Annotated in this window: 12 protein-coding genes and 4 tRNA genes; 10 read left to right on the top strand and 6 right to left on the bottom strand. The window is 70.9% G+C overall.

Features of this window, described 5'->3' with window-relative positions; genetic code table 11:
* Window positions 1-91: 91 nt before the first annotated feature.
* Window positions 92-1,210, bottom strand: a complete 1,119-nt coding sequence (locus ACFWFZ_RS18780) for an amino acid dehydrogenase (protein ID WP_079025728.1) — start codon at window positions 1,208-1,210, stop codon at window positions 92-94.
* A 191-nt stretch (window positions 1,211-1,401) separates the two neighbouring features.
* Between ACFWFZ_RS18780 and ACFWFZ_RS18775 the strand changes: the two genes are divergently transcribed.
* On the top strand, window positions 1,402-2,256 hold the full coding sequence (locus ACFWFZ_RS18775) for a hypothetical protein (protein ID WP_387123653.1): 855 nt from the start codon (window positions 1,402-1,404) through the stop codon (window positions 2,254-2,256).
* A 568-nt stretch (window positions 2,257-2,824) separates the two neighbouring features.
* Window positions 2,825-3,031, top strand: coding sequence for a developmental transcriptional regulator BldC (gene bldC, locus ACFWFZ_RS18770; RefSeq protein ID WP_003949541.1), 207 nt, complete (start codon window positions 2,825-2,827; stop codon window positions 3,029-3,031).
* Between the two features lie 621 nt (window positions 3,032-3,652).
* Here the strand turns inward: bldC and ACFWFZ_RS18765 are convergent.
* Window positions 3,653-3,726: transfer RNA gene (locus ACFWFZ_RS18765), tRNA-Asp, on the bottom strand.
* Window positions 3,727-3,797: 71 nt separating this feature from the next.
* Window positions 3,798-7,721: an ATP-dependent RNA helicase HrpA gene (gene hrpA / locus ACFWFZ_RS18760; protein ID WP_387123651.1), complete on the bottom strand. Its 3,924-nt coding sequence runs from the start codon at window positions 7,719-7,721 to the stop codon at window positions 3,798-3,800.
* Window positions 7,722-7,832: 111 nt separating this feature from the next.
* Here hrpA and ACFWFZ_RS18755 point away from each other — a divergent pair, with 111 nt between their 5' ends.
* Genes ACFWFZ_RS18755 through ACFWFZ_RS18745 form a run of 3 tightly spaced genes read left to right on the top strand, consistent with a single transcriptional unit; the run spans window position 7,833 to window position 9,899 of the window.
* Complete coding sequence (locus ACFWFZ_RS18755) at window positions 7,833-8,243, top strand: hypothetical protein (protein WP_387123649.1); 411 nt, start codon at window positions 7,833-7,835, stop codon at window positions 8,241-8,243.
* A gap of 55 nt (window positions 8,244-8,298) precedes the next feature.
* Window positions 8,299-9,066, top strand: a complete 768-nt coding sequence (locus ACFWFZ_RS18750) for a DsbA family protein (protein WP_387123647.1) — start codon at window positions 8,299-8,301, stop codon at window positions 9,064-9,066.
* Entirely contained in the window at window positions 9,063-9,899 is an 837-nt protein-coding gene (locus ACFWFZ_RS18745; protein WP_387123645.1) for a cytochrome c biogenesis CcdA family protein, read from the top strand. Before ACFWFZ_RS18750 ends, ACFWFZ_RS18745 begins: the two co-directional genes overlap by 4 nt.
* Window positions 9,900-9,936: 37 nt before the next feature.
* Here ACFWFZ_RS18745 and ACFWFZ_RS18740 read toward each other — a convergent pair.
* The 3 genes from ACFWFZ_RS18740 to ACFWFZ_RS18730 all read right to left on the bottom strand — a co-directional run bounded on the left by ACFWFZ_RS18740 (window position 9,937) and on the right by ACFWFZ_RS18730 (window position 10,221).
* Window positions 9,937-10,013, bottom strand: a tRNA-Phe gene (locus ACFWFZ_RS18740).
* Between the two features lie 22 nt (window positions 10,014-10,035).
* Window positions 10,036-10,109, bottom strand: a tRNA-Asp gene (locus ACFWFZ_RS18735).
* 39 nt (window positions 10,110-10,148) lie between these two features.
* A tRNA-Glu gene (locus ACFWFZ_RS18730) sits at window positions 10,149-10,221 on the bottom strand.
* 104 nt (window positions 10,222-10,325) lie between these two features.
* On the opposite strand from ACFWFZ_RS18730, the gene ACFWFZ_RS18725 reads away from it, so the two are divergent.
* The 5 genes from ACFWFZ_RS18725 (at window position 10,326) to ACFWFZ_RS18705 (ending at window position 14,609) form a co-directional block, all read left to right on the top strand.
* Window positions 10,326-10,676 carry a metallopeptidase family protein gene (locus ACFWFZ_RS18725; protein WP_030012899.1) on the top strand — a complete coding sequence of 117 codons (351 nt, stop codon included), beginning with the start codon at window positions 10,326-10,328 and terminating at the stop codon, window positions 10,674-10,676.
* A complete protein-coding gene (locus ACFWFZ_RS18720) occupies window positions 10,673-11,188 on the top strand; it encodes a CrcB family protein (protein ID WP_387123643.1) in 516 nt (171 codons plus the stop codon). The genes ACFWFZ_RS18725 and ACFWFZ_RS18720 overlap by 4 nt, the downstream gene beginning before the upstream one ends.
* Entirely contained in the window at window positions 11,185-11,559 is a 375-nt protein-coding gene (locus ACFWFZ_RS18715) for a fluoride efflux transporter FluC (protein ID WP_387123641.1), read from the top strand. The genes ACFWFZ_RS18720 and ACFWFZ_RS18715 overlap by 4 nt, the downstream gene beginning before the upstream one ends.
* Before the next feature lie 85 nt (window positions 11,560-11,644).
* Entirely contained in the window at window positions 11,645-12,190 is a 546-nt protein-coding gene (locus tag ACFWFZ_RS18710) for a hypothetical protein (protein ID WP_387123639.1), read from the top strand.
* A 256-nt stretch (window positions 12,191-12,446) separates the two neighbouring features.
* Window positions 12,447-14,609 (top strand): DEAD/DEAH box helicase, encoded by a 2,163-nt coding sequence (locus ACFWFZ_RS18705; protein ID WP_387123638.1) that lies wholly within the window; start codon window positions 12,447-12,449, stop codon window positions 14,607-14,609.
* Window positions 14,610-14,728: the final 119 nt, after the last annotated feature.

The raw sequence follows: 14,728 nt of genomic DNA, 5'->3' as shown, positions 1-14,728 counted from the left end.
AGCTGCGATTTTAACCCTTTCCTGGCGGGCGACCCGCCGAAGTGCAGTGAGTTCCGTCTCGCCGCACCCCGGCGGGTCTCGCGAGGGGCCCCTAGGAGGCCGTCACCGGGAGGGTCCGGCGGCCGTCGGCCATGCGCTGCTCGGCGATCCGGTCGGCCGCCGCGGCCGGCGGGATACCGTCCGCCTTCGCACGAGCGAAGATCTCCAGCGTGGTGTCGAAGATCTTCGTGGCCTGCACCTTGCACCGGTCGAAGTCGAAGCCGTGCAGCTCGTCGGCGACCTGGATGACCCCGCCCGCGTTGACCACGTAGTCCGGGGCGTAGAGGATGCCGCGGTCCGCGAGGTCCTTCTCGATGCCCGCGTGGGCGAGCTGGTTGTTGGCCGCGCCGCACACGATGGTGGCGGTGAGGGCCGGGACCGTCTCGTCGTTCAGGGCGCCGCCGAGCGCGCACGGGGCGTAGATGTCCAGGCCCTCGACGCGGATCAGGGCGTCCGTGTCGGCGACCGCGGTGACCTTGCCCGGGTGCTTGTCGAGGATGCGCTGCACCGACTCCTGGCGGACGTCGGTGATGACGACCTCGGCGCCGTCCTCCAGCAGGTGCTCCACCAGGTAGTGGCCGACCTTGCCGACGCCCGCGACGCCGACCTTGCGGCCGCGCAGCGTCGGGTCGCCCCACAGGTGCTGCGCGCTGGCGCGCATGCCCTGGAAGACGCCGTAGGCGGTGAGCACCGAGGAGTCTCCGGCGCCACCGTTCTCGGGGGAGCGGCCGGTGGCCCAGCGGGTCTCACGGGCGACGACGTCCATGTCGGCGACGAAGGTGCCGACGTCGCAGGCGGTCACGTAACGGCCGCCGAGGGACTCCACGAAGCGGCCGTAGGCCTCCAGGAGCTCCTCGGTCTTGATGACGTCGGGGTCACCGATGATCACGGCCTTGCCGCCGCCGAGGCCGAGACCGGCCATGGCGTTCTTGTAGGACATGCCGCGGGAGAGGTTGAGCGCGTCACGCACGGCCTCCTCGTCCGAGGCGTAGGCGTGGAAACGCGTACCACCGAGGGCGGGGCCCAGGGCGGTGGAGTGGATCGCGATGACGGCTTTCAGGCCGGTGGCTCGGTCCTGGCACAGCACGACTTGCTCGTGGCCGCCCTGCTCCGTACGGAACAGGGTGTGCAGGACGCCGTCGGTCATTTCGGTCACGGTGGTGACTCCCATGGAAGAGATGCGGCGGAAAGACGCCCCCCTGCGGGTGGGGGAGGGCGTGCTGGGAGCAGCGTAAGACCTGTAGGCCGGATGGGGGTGATCTGTCCGGGGATCGAAACACTCCTGGAGTACGGCAGGGTCCCGGGCCGGGTGACGGGCGGCCCGGAGGTGAAGCGGGCCCCTGAAGGGGGGAGTACGAGAGGGTGACCGAATCCTCCGATCCCCTGCTGCCCTCCGCCCGCTCGGCGCCGGCCGTCCCGTACGCCTCCTACCTGCGCGTCTACGAACCCCTGGCCGCTTTCGCGGAGCCGGAGCGCACGCACTGGGCGCAGTACGCCCGGCGCGGGACGGCCCCGACCGCCCAGGACGAACTGCGCCGGTCGCTGGCGGACTTGGTACGGGTGCCCGTGGTGGGGGTGCCGACGCAGGAGAGCGCCGACGCGTTCACCGCGCAGGTCGACGGGGTGCTGCTGGTCTGTCCGTGGCGCACCCGGCTGCGCGGCTGGCTGGCGCTGGAGGAGCTGGTCGACCAGTTCCCGCGCCCGGTGCTGGACGCGGCGCTCCCGCCGCCGGCCCGTCGGCGGGCGGCCGAGGAGTACGAGCGCTGGCGCGAGCGGAACCCGGACGCGCGCCCGTGGATCCGCACGGGGGTGTGGCAGATCCCGCTGCGCTGGTTCGTGCTGGTGGCGGACGAGGAGAGGGAGTACGTGCCGGGGGAGCTGCTGCGCTACCGGACGCCGATGGTGCAGGCGCGCCGGCGGCTCGCCCGGGCCCTGCGGACGCTGCGCGACGCGGAGGGGTACGGGATGCTCGCCGAGGGCCTGGTCGAGGTGGGGAGCTGGCTGGAGGAGTTCCATCCGCGGTCGATGGTCGAGCTGGACTACGGCGGGCTGGTGCACGCCCTGCCCGCGGACCGGCTGGCGGCCGACCGCTCGGCGGGGGATCTCGCGGCGGGCATCGCGGCCCTGCGGGCGGGGGACGCCGAGGGCGCGGCGGGCACGTACGCGGGGCTGGCGGAGCGGTGGAGGGCGGTCCGGGAGCGGCTTTTCGCGAATTAGGCCGAAAGTCACCGGTGTGGCTGGTTTCACCATTTGGGAGTCCGTACGTACCGCCGCGTATCGGTCGTTCGGACAAAACTGGCTGATCAGAGGCCTGATCGTGGCATTTGGGACGTAGTGCCAGGACCTACGTCCCGATACGGGCCATTGGCCCAAGCGTGACGGACCGCACTAACCACACCCTTGCGCCCTTCCCCTACCCTCGTGCCAAAATAGGACAAGGAGTCCGGGGAGGGTTCCTTCCGCCCAACTAAGGGCGGAATGCTCGGCATTGCACTCTACGGGGGGTCTGACGACTCCTGATCGCTCTGTGACTGATCGTCACAGTGGGGTGACTGTCCGTTATGGGACGGTCCATCGGGCTTCCGCCGCTGATGAACACCTCGGAGGGCAATTCCGTCGGTTTGGCCGTCGAGGCTGGACGGATGGTGTAGTTGTAGTGCCGAGGACAAGCCGTTCGTCCTATAACCGACTCGGCCCGCGTATGTCCATTTCGGGCAACGCGGGCCAAGGTGCAGAATTTAGAGGAAAGAACCGAGATGGTTCGGTTCTCCCGAGGAGGCCGCTCATGACCGCTCGCACCCCTGATGCCGAGCCGCTGCTGACCCCGGCTGAGGTTGCCACGATGTTCCGCGTGGACCCGAAGACGGTCACCCGCTGGGCCAAGGCTGGCAAGCTCACGTCCATCCGCACCCTGGGTGGACACCGCCGGTACCGCGAGGCCGAGGTCCGCGCACTGCTGGCGGGAATTCCGCAGCAGCGCAGCGAGGCCTGAGGTCGCGTAAACACCCCGCTTTAACGGGTCTGTGTCGGGTCCCCCAATCCGACGAAAACCCACATTGCTTCATACGGCCCGGCCTGCCCCAACAGGTTCTCGGGTCGTTCGGTCGCGCTGGACTCCGCCGGGTCCAGCGCGATCTTTTTATGCCCAGGTCAGCGGAGTGTCGAGGCCGACGAGGATGCCTGACCGGGTGGGTACCATTGCACATATTAAATCGAGCGGGCGTATGGATGCGATAAAAGTGTGACTTCCAAAAACTCGTGCGGTGACACCCGTCACAGATGATCACTCTTGTATATCCGGCAATGCACCCCGTAAAGGGGAAGTGGCTCGCGTGGACATCATGCGAACGGGGGATTCTCGGCGAGAGCGGGGCCGGAGACGGCGAAGAGCCGATCCAGCCGCCGCCGCGGTCCACGCGGCAGCCGGTCGCGGGAGAGGCGGGGAAGGGACGCGTACGAGAACGCCCGCCGACGCGCGGGCGGGCGTTCGGGCAGTTCGGGCGGCGGTCGGCCGGCAGCCGGGCGGTCGGATCCCCAACCCGGCCCGGGCGGTCCCGCCGGCCAACGCGTCAGGGCCCGTATCCCCTGGGGGACACGGGCCCTGACGTTGTTGCGATCCTGACGGGACTTGAACCCGCGACCTCCACCTTGACAGGGTGGCGAGCTAACCAACTGCTCCACAGGACCTTGATTCGCGGCCGCTCTGCGGCGGCTGCGAATCAGACTGTACAGCAGCTCAGGGGGTGCGGTCGAACCGATCAGGGGGCCGCCGCGTCCACCGCCTTCACGATCCGCTTGTCGGAGATCGGGTACGCCGTGCCGAGGGCGTGCGCGAAGTAGCTGACGCGCAGCTCCTCGATCATCCAGCGGATGTCGGTCACGGTGGCGGGGACGGGCCGTCCCTTCGGCAGCTGCTCCAGCAGCCAGGCGTACTCGTCCTGCATCTCGTGGACCTTCTCCATGCGCGTGGTGTCGCGCTGGACCCCCGTGGGCATCTGCTGGAGCCGCCGGTCCGCCGCCACCAGGTAGCGCATCAGGTCCGGCAGCCTGCGCAGCCCGGTGAGCGTCACGAAGCCGGCCGGCATCAGCGCCGCCAGCTGCGTTCTGACGTCCTGGATGTTCGCGACCAGGGCGAGGCTGGAGGTGGCCTTCAGGCGCCGCTCACAGGCCTGCCAGGCGGCCAGCACCTGCTGCACCTGGTTCACCGCCCGGACGGTCGTGTCCACCAGGTCGGCGCGGACGGCCTCGTAGAGCTTGCGGAAGCCCGCCTCGTCCCACGCCGGGCCGCCGTGGTCGGCGATGAGCTTGTCGGCCGCCGCCGTCGCACAGTCGTCGAACAGCGCCTGGATCGAGCCGTGCGGGTTCCTGGACAGGGCCAGCTTCTGCTGGTTGGTGAGGTGGTCCGAGGCGAACTTGGCCGGGTTCACCGGGATGTTCAGCAGGATGAGCCGACGGGTGCCGAGCCACATCGCCTGCTGCTGCTCCGCCTCGGTGTCGAAGAGCCGTACGGAGACGCTCGCGCCGTCGTCCACGAGCGCCGGGTACGCCTTGACCGGCTGGCCCGCCCGGCGGGTCTCGAAGACCTTGGTCAGGGCGCCGATGGTCCAGTCGGTCAGCCCGGTGCGCTCCACCGACTCCCCGCCCGCGCGCTCGGCGGTGGCGGCCGCGGCCTTGGAGAGGGCCTGGCGGGCCTTCGGCTTCAGCTTGAGCCGCAGGGCCTCCAGGTCCTTGTCCTCGGCGATCTTGCGGCGACGCTCGTCGACGATCCGGAAGGTGATCTTCAGGTGGTCGGGGATCCGGGTCAGGTCGAAGTCCTCGGCCGACACCGGCACCCCGACCATCCGCTGGAGCTCACGGGCGAGGGTGACCGGCAGCGGCTCCTGCAGCGGCACGGCAGTGCCCAGGAACCGCCCCGCGTAGTTCGGCGCGGGCACGTAGTGCCGGCGGATCGGTTTGGGCAGCGAGCGGATCAGCTCGGTGACGACCTCCTCGCGCAGGCCCGGGATCTGCCAGTCGAAGCCCTCGTCGGTGACCTGGTTCAGCACCTGCAGCGGGATGTGGACGGTCACGCCGTCCGCGTCCGCGCCGGGCTCGAACTGGTAGGTCACCCGGAACTTCAGCTGCCCCTGCCGCCAGGAGTCCGGATAGTCGGCCTTGGTGACGCCGGCCGCCTTCTCCGTGAGCAGCATCTCCCGCTCGAAGTCGAGCAGTTCGGGCTCGTCGCGCTTCTTGTGCTTCCACCAGGAGTCGAAGTGCGCCCCGGACACCACGTGCTCGGGGATCCGCTGGTCGTAGAAGTCGAAGAGGGTCTCGTCGTCCACCACGATGTCGCGGCGCCGGGCCCGGTTCTCCAGCTCCTCCACCTCGGTGAGGAGCTTGCGGTTGTCGGCGTAGAACTTGTGGTGGGTGCGCCAGTCGCCCTCGACCAGCGCGTTGCGGATGAACAGCTCGCGCGAGACCTCGGGGTCGATCCGGCCGTAGTTGATCTTCCGCTGGGCGACGATCGGCACGCCGTACAGCGTGACCTTCTCGTACGCCATCACGGCCGCCTGGTCCTTCTCCCAGTGCGGCTCGCTGTAGGTGCGCTTGACCAGGTGCTGCGCCAGCGGCTCCACCCACTCGGGCTCCACCTTGGCGTTGACCCTGGCCCACAGCCGCGAGGTCTCCACCAGCTCGGCCGACATCACGAACTTCGGCTGCTTCTTGAACAGCGACGAGCCCGGGAAGATCGCGAACTTGGCGCTGCGGGCACCGAGGTACTCGTTCTTGTCGGTGTCCTTGAGCCCTATGTGCGAGAGCAGTCCGGCCAGCAGCGAGACGTGGACGACCTGCTCGGGGGCGTCGGCCTCGTTGACGTGGATGCCCATGCCCTTGGCGACCGTGCGCAGCTGGGAGTAGATGTCCTGCCACTCGCGGATCCGCAGGAAGTTCAGGTACTCCTGCTTGCACATCCGGCGGAAGGAGGAGGAGCCGCGCTCCTTCTGCTGCTCGCGGACGTAGCGCCACATGGTGAGGAACGACAGGAAGTCGCTGGTCTCGTCCTTGAACCGGGCGTGGTGCTGGTCGGCCTGGGTCTGCTTGTCCGAGGGCCGCTCGCGCGGGTCCTGGATGGACAGGGCCGCCGCGATGACCATGACCTCGCGGACGCAGTTGTTCTTGTCGGCCTCGATGACCATGCGGGCCAGCCGCGGGTCGACGGGCAGCTGGGACAGCTTGCGGCCCATCTGCGTCAGGCGCCTCGACGGGTCCTTCTCGGCCGGGTCCAGCGCCCCGAGCTCCTGCAGGAGCTGTACGCCGTCGCGGATGTTGCGGTGGTCCGGCGGGTCGATGAAGGGGAACTTCTCGATCTCGCCGAGCCCGGCGGCGGTCATCTGGAGGATGACGGAGGCCAGGTTCGTGCGCAGGATCTCGGCGTCGGTGAACTCGGGACGGGCGTTGAAGTCGTCCTCGGAGTACAGCCGGATGCAGATGCCGTCGCTGGTACGGCCGCAGCGGCCCTTGCGCTGGTTGGCGCTGGCCTGCGAGATCCGCTCGATCGGCAGGCGCTGCACCTTGGTGCGGTGGCTGTAGCGGGAGATCCGGGCCGTGCCCGGGTCGATCACGTACTTGATGCCCGGCACGGTCAGGGAGGTCTCGGCGACGTTGGTCGCGAGCACGATCCGGCGGCCGGTGTGCTGCTGGAAGACCCGGTGCTGCTCGGCGTGGGAGAGGCGGGCGTAGAGCGGCAGCACCTCGGTGAAGCGGAGCTTCTTCTTGATCAGTGCGTCGGCGGTGTCGCGGATCTCGCGCTCGCCGGAGAGGAAGACCAGGATGTCGCCGGCGCCCTCGCCCTGGAGTTCGTCCACGGCGTCGCAGATCGCGGTGATCTGGTCGCGGTCGGAGTCCTCGGAGTCCTCCTCCAGGAGGGGCCGGTAGCGCACCTCCACCGGGTACGTCCGCCCGCTGACCTCGACGATCGGGGCGTCGCCGAAGTGGCGGGAGAAGCGCTCCGGGTCGATGGTCGCGGAGGTGATGATCACCTTGAGGTCGGGCCGCTTGGGCAGCAGTGTGGCGAGGTAGCCGAGCAGGAAGTCGATGTTCAGCGACCGCTCGTGGGCCTCGTCGATGATGATCGTGTCGTAGGCGCGCAGCTCGCGGTCCGTCTGGATCTCGGCGAGCAGGATGCCGTCGGTCATCAGCTTCACGAAGGTGGCGTCCTGGTTCACCTGGTCGGTGAACCGGACCTTCCAGCCGACGGTCTGACCGATCTCGGACTTCAGCTCCTCGGCGATGCGCTCCGCGACGGTGCGGGCGGCGATCCGCCGGGGCTGGGTGTGCCCGATCATGCCCCGGACGCCACGGCCCAGCTCCATGCAGATCTTGGGGATCTGCGTGGTCTTGCCGGAGCCGGTCTCGCCCGCGACGATCACGACCTGGTGGTCGCGTATCGCCTCGGCGATCTCGTCCTTCTTCTGGCTGACGGGCAGGTTCTCGGGATACGTGACCTCCGGCATCCGCGAGGCGCGGCCGGCCAGTCGCTCGGCGGCCTTCGCGGCCTCCGCGGCGATCTCGTCGAGCACGGCCTGCTTGGCCTCGGGCTTGCGGATACGGCGGGCGCCTTCGAGGCGGCGGCCGAGGCGGTGCGCGTCACGGAGGGAGATCTCACCGAGAAGCGTCTGCAGGGCGGCGAAGGAAGTAGACATACCTGATCGAGGATCTCACCTGGGCCCTCCGGGTGGCGAACGCATTTGTCGGGTGGACCCGTACCATTTCGGGACGAGTCCCTCGGCCGCACGAGTGAGAGGCAGCCCACCTTGTACCGCCCCCGCCTCTTCGGCTGCGCCGTGCTCGCGGTCCTGGCGGTGCTGCTGGGCGGGACGGCCCCCGCCGCTGCCGGAACGCTTCTGCCCGCCTCCCGGCAGCCCCCGGCCACGGCCGCGGCCCCGACGGCGTCCGACGCCTACCGGGCGGCGCCGCTGCCCGACCGTCCCCGCGCCGATCCGGCGGTCCAGGGCGGCGGCCCCTCCTGCGCCCCCGCCTCCCCCGACCGGGGCGGTACGCCCGCCGTCCCGCCCCGGGCCGGCGGCGACCACGCACAGGTCCCGCCCGGCCGGCCGGTGCCCGCGGCGGCCCGGCCGCACGCCGACCCGCCCGTACGGGTCCGCGTACGGGGTCCCGTACGGGCGGCGCCCGGCCCGGTGGAGCTGTCCGTGATGCGGGTCTAGGAGGACCCGTCACCTCACCGGTCCGCCTCGCCACCCGTAACGCTGGAGCACCCGCATGTCCTCTTCCAAGACCACGCCGAAGACCAAGACCAAGACCAAGACCAAGGGCACGACCAGGTCCGCGGTCAGGCCGCTGCTGATCTGTACGGGAGTCGCCCTCGCCGCCGTCACCCTCGGCATCGTCTCCTGGCAGGCCACCGCCCCCGCCGAGAAGGGCGCCGCCGGCTCCGCGACCGCCGCCGCCGCGCCCCGGACCGACACCTCCGCCGCGCTCCAGGCGCTGGCCCGCCGCGAGGCCGGTGACAAGCTCGCCGTCGGCCGCGCGGACGCGCCCGTCGTGCTCATCGAGTACTCCGACTTCAAGTGCGGGTACTGCGGCAAGTTCGCCCGGGACACCGAGCCCGAGCTGGTGAAGAAGTACGTCGAGAACGGCACCCTGCGCATCGAGTGGCGCAACTTCCCCATCTTCGGCGCCGAGTCGGAGGCCGCCGCCCGGGCCGCCTGGGCCGCCGGGCAGCAGGACCGGTTCGCCACCTTCCACTCGGCCGCGTACGCCGACGGCTCCAAGGAGAAGGGCTTCGCCGAGCCGCGGCTCCTGGAGCTGGCCCGCGAGGCCGGTGTCCCCGACCTGGACCGCTTCAAGGCCGACATGGCCGGCGAGCAGGCGGCGGCGGCCCTGAAGAAGGACCAGGAGGAGGGCTACCGCATCGGCGTCACCTCCACCCCGTCCTTCCTCGTCAACGGCAAGCCGATCGCCGGCGCCCAGCCGCTCGGCGCCTTCGCCACCGCCATCGCGCAGGCCGAGGCGGCGGCGAAGCCGTGACCGACATCGGATACCTGGCCGCCCTGCTGGGCGGCCTCCTCGCGCTGCTCAGCCCCTGCAGCGCCCTGCTCCTGCCGGCCTTCTTCGCGTACTCGATCGACTCCCCCTCACGGCTGCTGGCCCGCACCGGCATCTTCTACGCGGGCCTCGCGAGCACCCTCGTACCGCTGGGGGCGGCCGGCTCGTACGCCGGGCGGTTCTTCCACAGCAACCGCGACCAGCTGGTCCTGGCCGGCGGCTGGCTGATCATCGCGCTCGGCGTGGCGCAGATCCTGGGCCTGGGCTTCGCCTCGCGGCGGATCTCGGAGCTGTCGGGGAGGATCCGGCCGACCACCGCCCTGTCCGTGTACGCGCTCGGCGCGGTCTACGGGCTGGCCGGCTTCTGCGCGGGCCCGATCCTGGGCAGCGTCCTGACGGTCGCGGCGGTCAGCGGCAGCCCGGTCTACGGCGGCCTGCTGCTCGCGGTCTACGCGCTGGGGATGGCCGTGCCGCTGTTCGTGATGGCCCTGCTGTGGGAGCGGTTCGAGCTGGGCCGGCGGCGCTGGCTTCGCGGCCGGGCCCTGCGCGTGGGCCGCTTCGAGCTGCACACCACCTCGCTGCTGTCCGGGCTGTTCTTCATCACCCTGGGTGTGCTGTTCCTCGTCTACGACGGGGCGAGCGCACTGCCGGGGCTGCTGGACGTGGACGACTCCTTCGCGGTGGAGCAGCGGGTCCGGACGCTGGCCGAGGCGGTCCCGGACGGGGCGCTGCTCGCACTGGTCGCCGTGGGGGCGGTGGTCTTCGGTGCCGTGCAGTGGCGCCGTCGCTCCGGCCCCGCGGAAGAGGCCGAGTGACGCAGGAAGGCCCCGTCCGATGGACGGGGCCTTCCGATGGTGGCTGGGGCCGGGGTCGAACCGGCGACCTATCGCTTTTCAGGCGATCGCTCGTACCAACTGAGCTACCCAGCCACGAAACCGTTTCCGGTTTCAGCGATCCTGACGGGACTTGAACCCGCGACCTCCACCTTGACAGGGTGGCGAGCTAACCAACTGCTCCACAGGACCTTGCAGTGTGCGAGAGCAAGTCTTGCACACGGTGATGCGTACCCCCAACGGGATTCGAACCCGTGCTACCGCCTTGAAAGGGCGGCGTCCTGGGCCACTAGACGATGAGGGCTAAAGACCCACCGGGCACTTCTTCAGCGCGTCGGGGACGTGAGAAGCATATGGGATCCGGGGAGCTATCGCCAAAACGGTTTCCCCCGGAGCGACAATGGCCGGGTGCTGGAGATGACGCGCGAGGAGTTCGAGGAGCTCGTCGCAGAGGCCCTGGACCGCATTCCGCCGGAGCTGACGCGGCTGATGGACAACGTGGCGGTGTTCGTCGAGGACGAACCGCCCGCGGACGACCCCGAGCTGCTCGGGCTGTACGAGGGGACCCCGCTGACGGACCGCGGCGAGTGGTACGCCGGGGTGCTGCCGGACCGGATCACCATCTACCGCAATCCCACGTTGCGGATGTGCGAGGACCGGGAGAGCGTGGTCGCGGAGACGGAGGTCACCGTGGTGCACGAGATCGCCCACCACTTCGGGATCGACGACGAGCGACTGCACGCGCTGGGGTACGGGTGACCCGAAAGGACTCCCGGCCGGCTCCGGGCGCCGAGGCGATCGACCCGGACGTCGACCTGCACGTGCCCGCGCAGCGGGCCGAGCCGCAGGGCCGGGTGCTCGCGGCGGTGGCCGCCGGCGGAGCGGTCGGGGCCTCGGCGCGGTACGGGATCCTTCTGCTCTGGCCGGCGGCGCCCGGGGCGTTCCCGTGGGCGACCCTGTGGGTCAACGCCTCCGGGTGCGCGCTGATCGGCGTACTGATGGTGCTGATCAGCGAGGGCGGGCGGACGGCGCCGCATCCGCTGCTGCGGCCCTTCGCCGGGGTCGGCGTCCTCGGCGGCTTCACCACCTTCTCCACGTACGCGCTGGACTTCTCGCGGCTCCTCGACGAGGGGGAGGCGCGGTCCGCGCTGGCCTACGCGGGGCTCACGGTGGTGGCGGCGCTGGGCGCGGTGTGGGCGGCGGCCTCGGTGACCAGGCTCGCCGTACGGGGCAGGGGGGCGGACCGGGGGACGGACCGGGTGGTCCGGTGAACTGGCTGCTCGTGGTGGCGGGCGCGGTCGTCGGTGCGCCGCTGCGCTACATGACGGACCGTGCGGTGCAGCAGCGGCACGACTCCGTCTTCCCGTGGGGGACCTTCGTCGTGAACGCGGTCGCCTGCCTGGTGCTGGGGGTGCTGACCGGCGCGGCGCTGGCCGGGGCCGCCTCCTCGTGGGCGGCGCTGCTGCTGGGGCCCGGGCTGTGCGGGGCGCTGGGCACGTACTCGACCTTCTCCTACGAGACGCTGCGGCTGGCCGAGCGCGGGTGGGGCTTCCTGGCGGCGGCGAACGTCGCGATGTCGGTGCTGGTGGGGCTGGGGGCGGTGCACCTCGGCTCGCAGGTGGCGCGACAACTGTTCGCCTGAGGGCGTGTCCCATGCGGGGCAAAGGGAGTTGGGCACATCGACCCGCTCCTGCGGGCCTTCGTCCCCAGGCTCCGGAGGTGCCCCCGTGCGCCAGTTGTCCGCTTCCCTCCGACTGGCCGTCACCGCGCTCGCGGTCGCGGCGACGGCCGGCTGCATGAGTGTCGGCGAGGACGCGGCGAAGCCGGGGCCCTCCGCCGCCGCGGACCGGGTCACGGGCTCCGAGGCGGGTGCCGGTACCGCCTCCGGGCGCGGTGCGGGGGTCCGCGGCAACGGGCACGGCGCGAAGGACGGTACGGGGAGCCAGGACGGCAGACCCAGGGACGACGGCAAGGCCTCCGGCGCGACCGGGGCCTCCCCCAGCCCGGGTGCGCCGAGCGGGGCGCCGGGCGGGCCCGTGCCGTCGGCGGGACCGGGCGGCGGCGCCGGCGGGCAGGGCCACCAGGAGCCGTCGACGGGTGGTTCCGGAGGTGCGGGCGGTTCCGGCGGCCAGGGCGGGCCGGGCGGCGGCGGTCAGCAGTCGGCGAGCCCGACCCCGGCGCTGCCGCTTCCGACGCCGCCTGTGACGGAACCCACTCCGAGTCCGTCGAGCCCGCAGCCGGAGCCCAGCACCCAGCCGGCGCCGCAGGCCTAGGCGCGACCTGCGGTTCGCAGTCGGCCGATGCGGGACGTTTGTGCAGGTCAGGCACGTTTCTGCCGGAGCGACTTGCCAGACCCCGGGGAGGGTGCGTATGGTTATAGATCGTTTGATCCCATTGCCCGGCGCCGAATCCGAAGAGCGCCGCGTGGCGCGTACTCTCCCTAGCCGTGGCTGACCGCATTGAGGCGGTCGATTTGCGATTCACGGAGTTTGGGCGCGTGCCGAGACTCCGGAAGGTTTCGCATTTCGCATGTCCATTTCCAGTTCTGACCGTTCCGTCATGCCCGAGAACGACTCCAACGAGATCATCGACGCCGAGGCCCTCGTCGTCACCGAGGCCATCGAGGCCGCGGAGGCGGAAGGCATCATCGAGGCTCTCGAGGCCGACGTGAGCGGAGAGTCCTTCGAGGACTCCACCGACGACTTCGACGCCGATGCCGACGCCGAGCCCACGATCACCTTCGGTGACCTGGGTCTGCCCGACGGCATCGTGCGCAAGCTCGCCCAGAACGGTGTCACCTCCCCCTTCCCGATCCAGGCCGCGACCATCCCGGACGCCCTGGCCGGCAAGGACATCCTCGGCCGCGGCCGCACCGGCTCCGGCAAGACCCTCTCCTTCGGTCTGCCGACCCTGGCCACGCTGGCCGGCGGCCACACCGAGAAGAAGAAGCCCCGCGCGATCATCCTGACGCCGACGCGTGAGCTCGCGATGCAGGTCGCGGACGCCCTCCAGCCGTACGGCGACGTCCTCGGCCTGAAGATGAAGGTCGTCTGCGGCGGTACCTCCATGAGCAACCAGATCTTCGCTCTGGAGCGCGGTGTCGACGTCCTCGTCGCCACCCCGGGCCGACTGCGCGACATCATCAACCGCGGTGCCTGCTCCCTGGAGAACGTCCAGGTCGCGGTCCTCGACGAGGCCGACCAGATGGCCGACCTGGGCTTCCTGCCCGAGGTCACCGAGCTGCTCGACCAGATCCCCGAGGGCGGCCAGCGCATGCTCTTCTCCGCCACCATGGAGAACGAGATCGGCACCCTGGTCAAGCGCTACCTGACCAACCCGGTCACGCACGAGGTCGACAGCGCCCAGGGCAACGTCACGACCATGACGCACCACGTGCTCGTCGTGAAGCCGAAGGACAAGGCGCCGGTCACGGCCGCCATCGCCGCCCGCAAGGGCCGCACCATCATCTTCGTCCGCACCCAGCTGGGCGCCGACCGCATCGCCGAGCAGCTCGTCGAGGCCGGCGTCAAGGCCGACGCCCTGCACGGCGGCATGACGCAGGGCGCCCGTACCCGCGTCCTCGCCGACTTCAAGGACGGCTACGTCAACGCGCTCGTCGCCACCGACGTCGCGGCCCGCGGCATCCACGTCGACGGCATCGACCTGGTCCTGAACGTGGACCCGGCCGGTGACCACAAGGACTACCTGCACCGCTCGGGCCGCACCGCCCGTGCCGGCAAGTCCGGCGTCGTCGTCTCCCTCGCGCTGCCGCACCAGCGCCGCCAGATCTTCCGCCTGATGGAGGACGCGGGCGTCGACGCCTCGCGCCACATCGTCCAGGGCGCCGGCGCCTTCGAGCCGGAGGTCGCCGAGATCACCGGTGCCCGTTCGCTGACCGAGGTCCAGGCCGACTCCGCGAACAACGCCGCCAAGCAGGCCGAGCGCGAGGTCGCCGAGCTCACCAAGCAGCTGGAGCGCCTGTCGCGCCGCGCCGTGGAGCTGCGCGAGGAGGCCGACCGCCTGGTCGCCCGTTCCGCGCGTGAGCGCGGCGAGGACCCGGAGGCCGCTGTCGCCGAGGTGGCCGAGGCCGCCGAGGCCGAGGTCGCGGCTGCCGCCGCTGCCGCTGCCGCCGAGATCGCCGCCCAGGAGCGCCGCGAGGAGAACCGCGCCCAGCGCGACGACCGCGGCAACTTCGAGCGCCGTGACAACCGCGGCGGCGACCGCGGTGGCGACCGGGGTGGCGACCGTGGCGGCTTCCGCCGTGACGACCGCGGTGACCGTGGTGGCGACCGTGGCGGTTTCCGTCGGGACGACCGTCCGTCCGGTGGTTTCCGTCGGGACGACCGTCCGTCGGGTGGTTTCCGTCGTGATGACCGTCCGTCGGGTGGCTTCAACCGTGACGACCGCGGTGACCGTGGTGGCGACCGTGGCGGTTTCCGTCGTGATGACCGTCCGTCGGGTGGCTTCAACCGTGACGACCGCGGTGACCGTGGTGGCGACCGTGGCGGTTTCCGTCGCGACGACCGTCCGTCGGGTGGTTTCCGCCGTGATGACCGTCCGTCGGGTGGCTTCAACCGTGACGACCGCGGTGACCGTGGTGGCGACCGTGGCGGCTTCCGTCGCGACGACCGCCCCTCCGGCGGCTTCGGCGGCCGCCGCGACGACAAGCCGCGCTGGAAGCGCAACGGCTGACGCGGCTGAGCTGACTGCCTGACAGGGCCCCCACGACTCCGGTCGGTGGGGGCCCTGTCGCGTGTTGCCGCGATCCGAACCCAGGACCGTCCCGCGCCGCTCACCATCCGCCCCGCCGA

The sequence above is a fragment of the Streptomyces sp. NPDC060232 genome, from assembly GCF_042726555.1.
Classification (GTDB): Bacteria; Actinomycetota; Actinomycetes; order Streptomycetales; family Streptomycetaceae; genus Streptomyces.
The sequence above is the reverse complement of the archived record's forward strand: the minus strand, read 5'-3'. Positions and strand labels throughout refer to the sequence as shown.

Coding starts and splice junctions, on each gene's coding strand:
- ACFWFZ_RS18750 (WP_387123647.1), top strand. CDS start 8,299: ATGTCCTCTTCCAAGACCACGCCGAAGACCAAGACCAAGACCAAGACC.
- ACFWFZ_RS18705 (WP_387123638.1), top strand. CDS start 12,447: ATGTCCATTTCCAGTTCTGACCGTTCCGTCATGCCCGAGAACGACTCC.
- bldC (WP_003949541.1), top strand. CDS start 2,825: ATGACCGCTCGCACCCCTGATGCCGAGCCGCTGCTGACCCCGGCTGAG.
- ACFWFZ_RS18780 (WP_079025728.1), bottom strand. CDS start 1,210: ATGGGAGTCACCACCGTGACCGAAATGACCGACGGCGTCCTGCACACC.
- hrpA (WP_387123651.1), bottom strand. CDS start 7,721: ATGTCTACTTCCTTCGCCGCCCTGCAGACGCTTCTCGGTGAGATCTCC.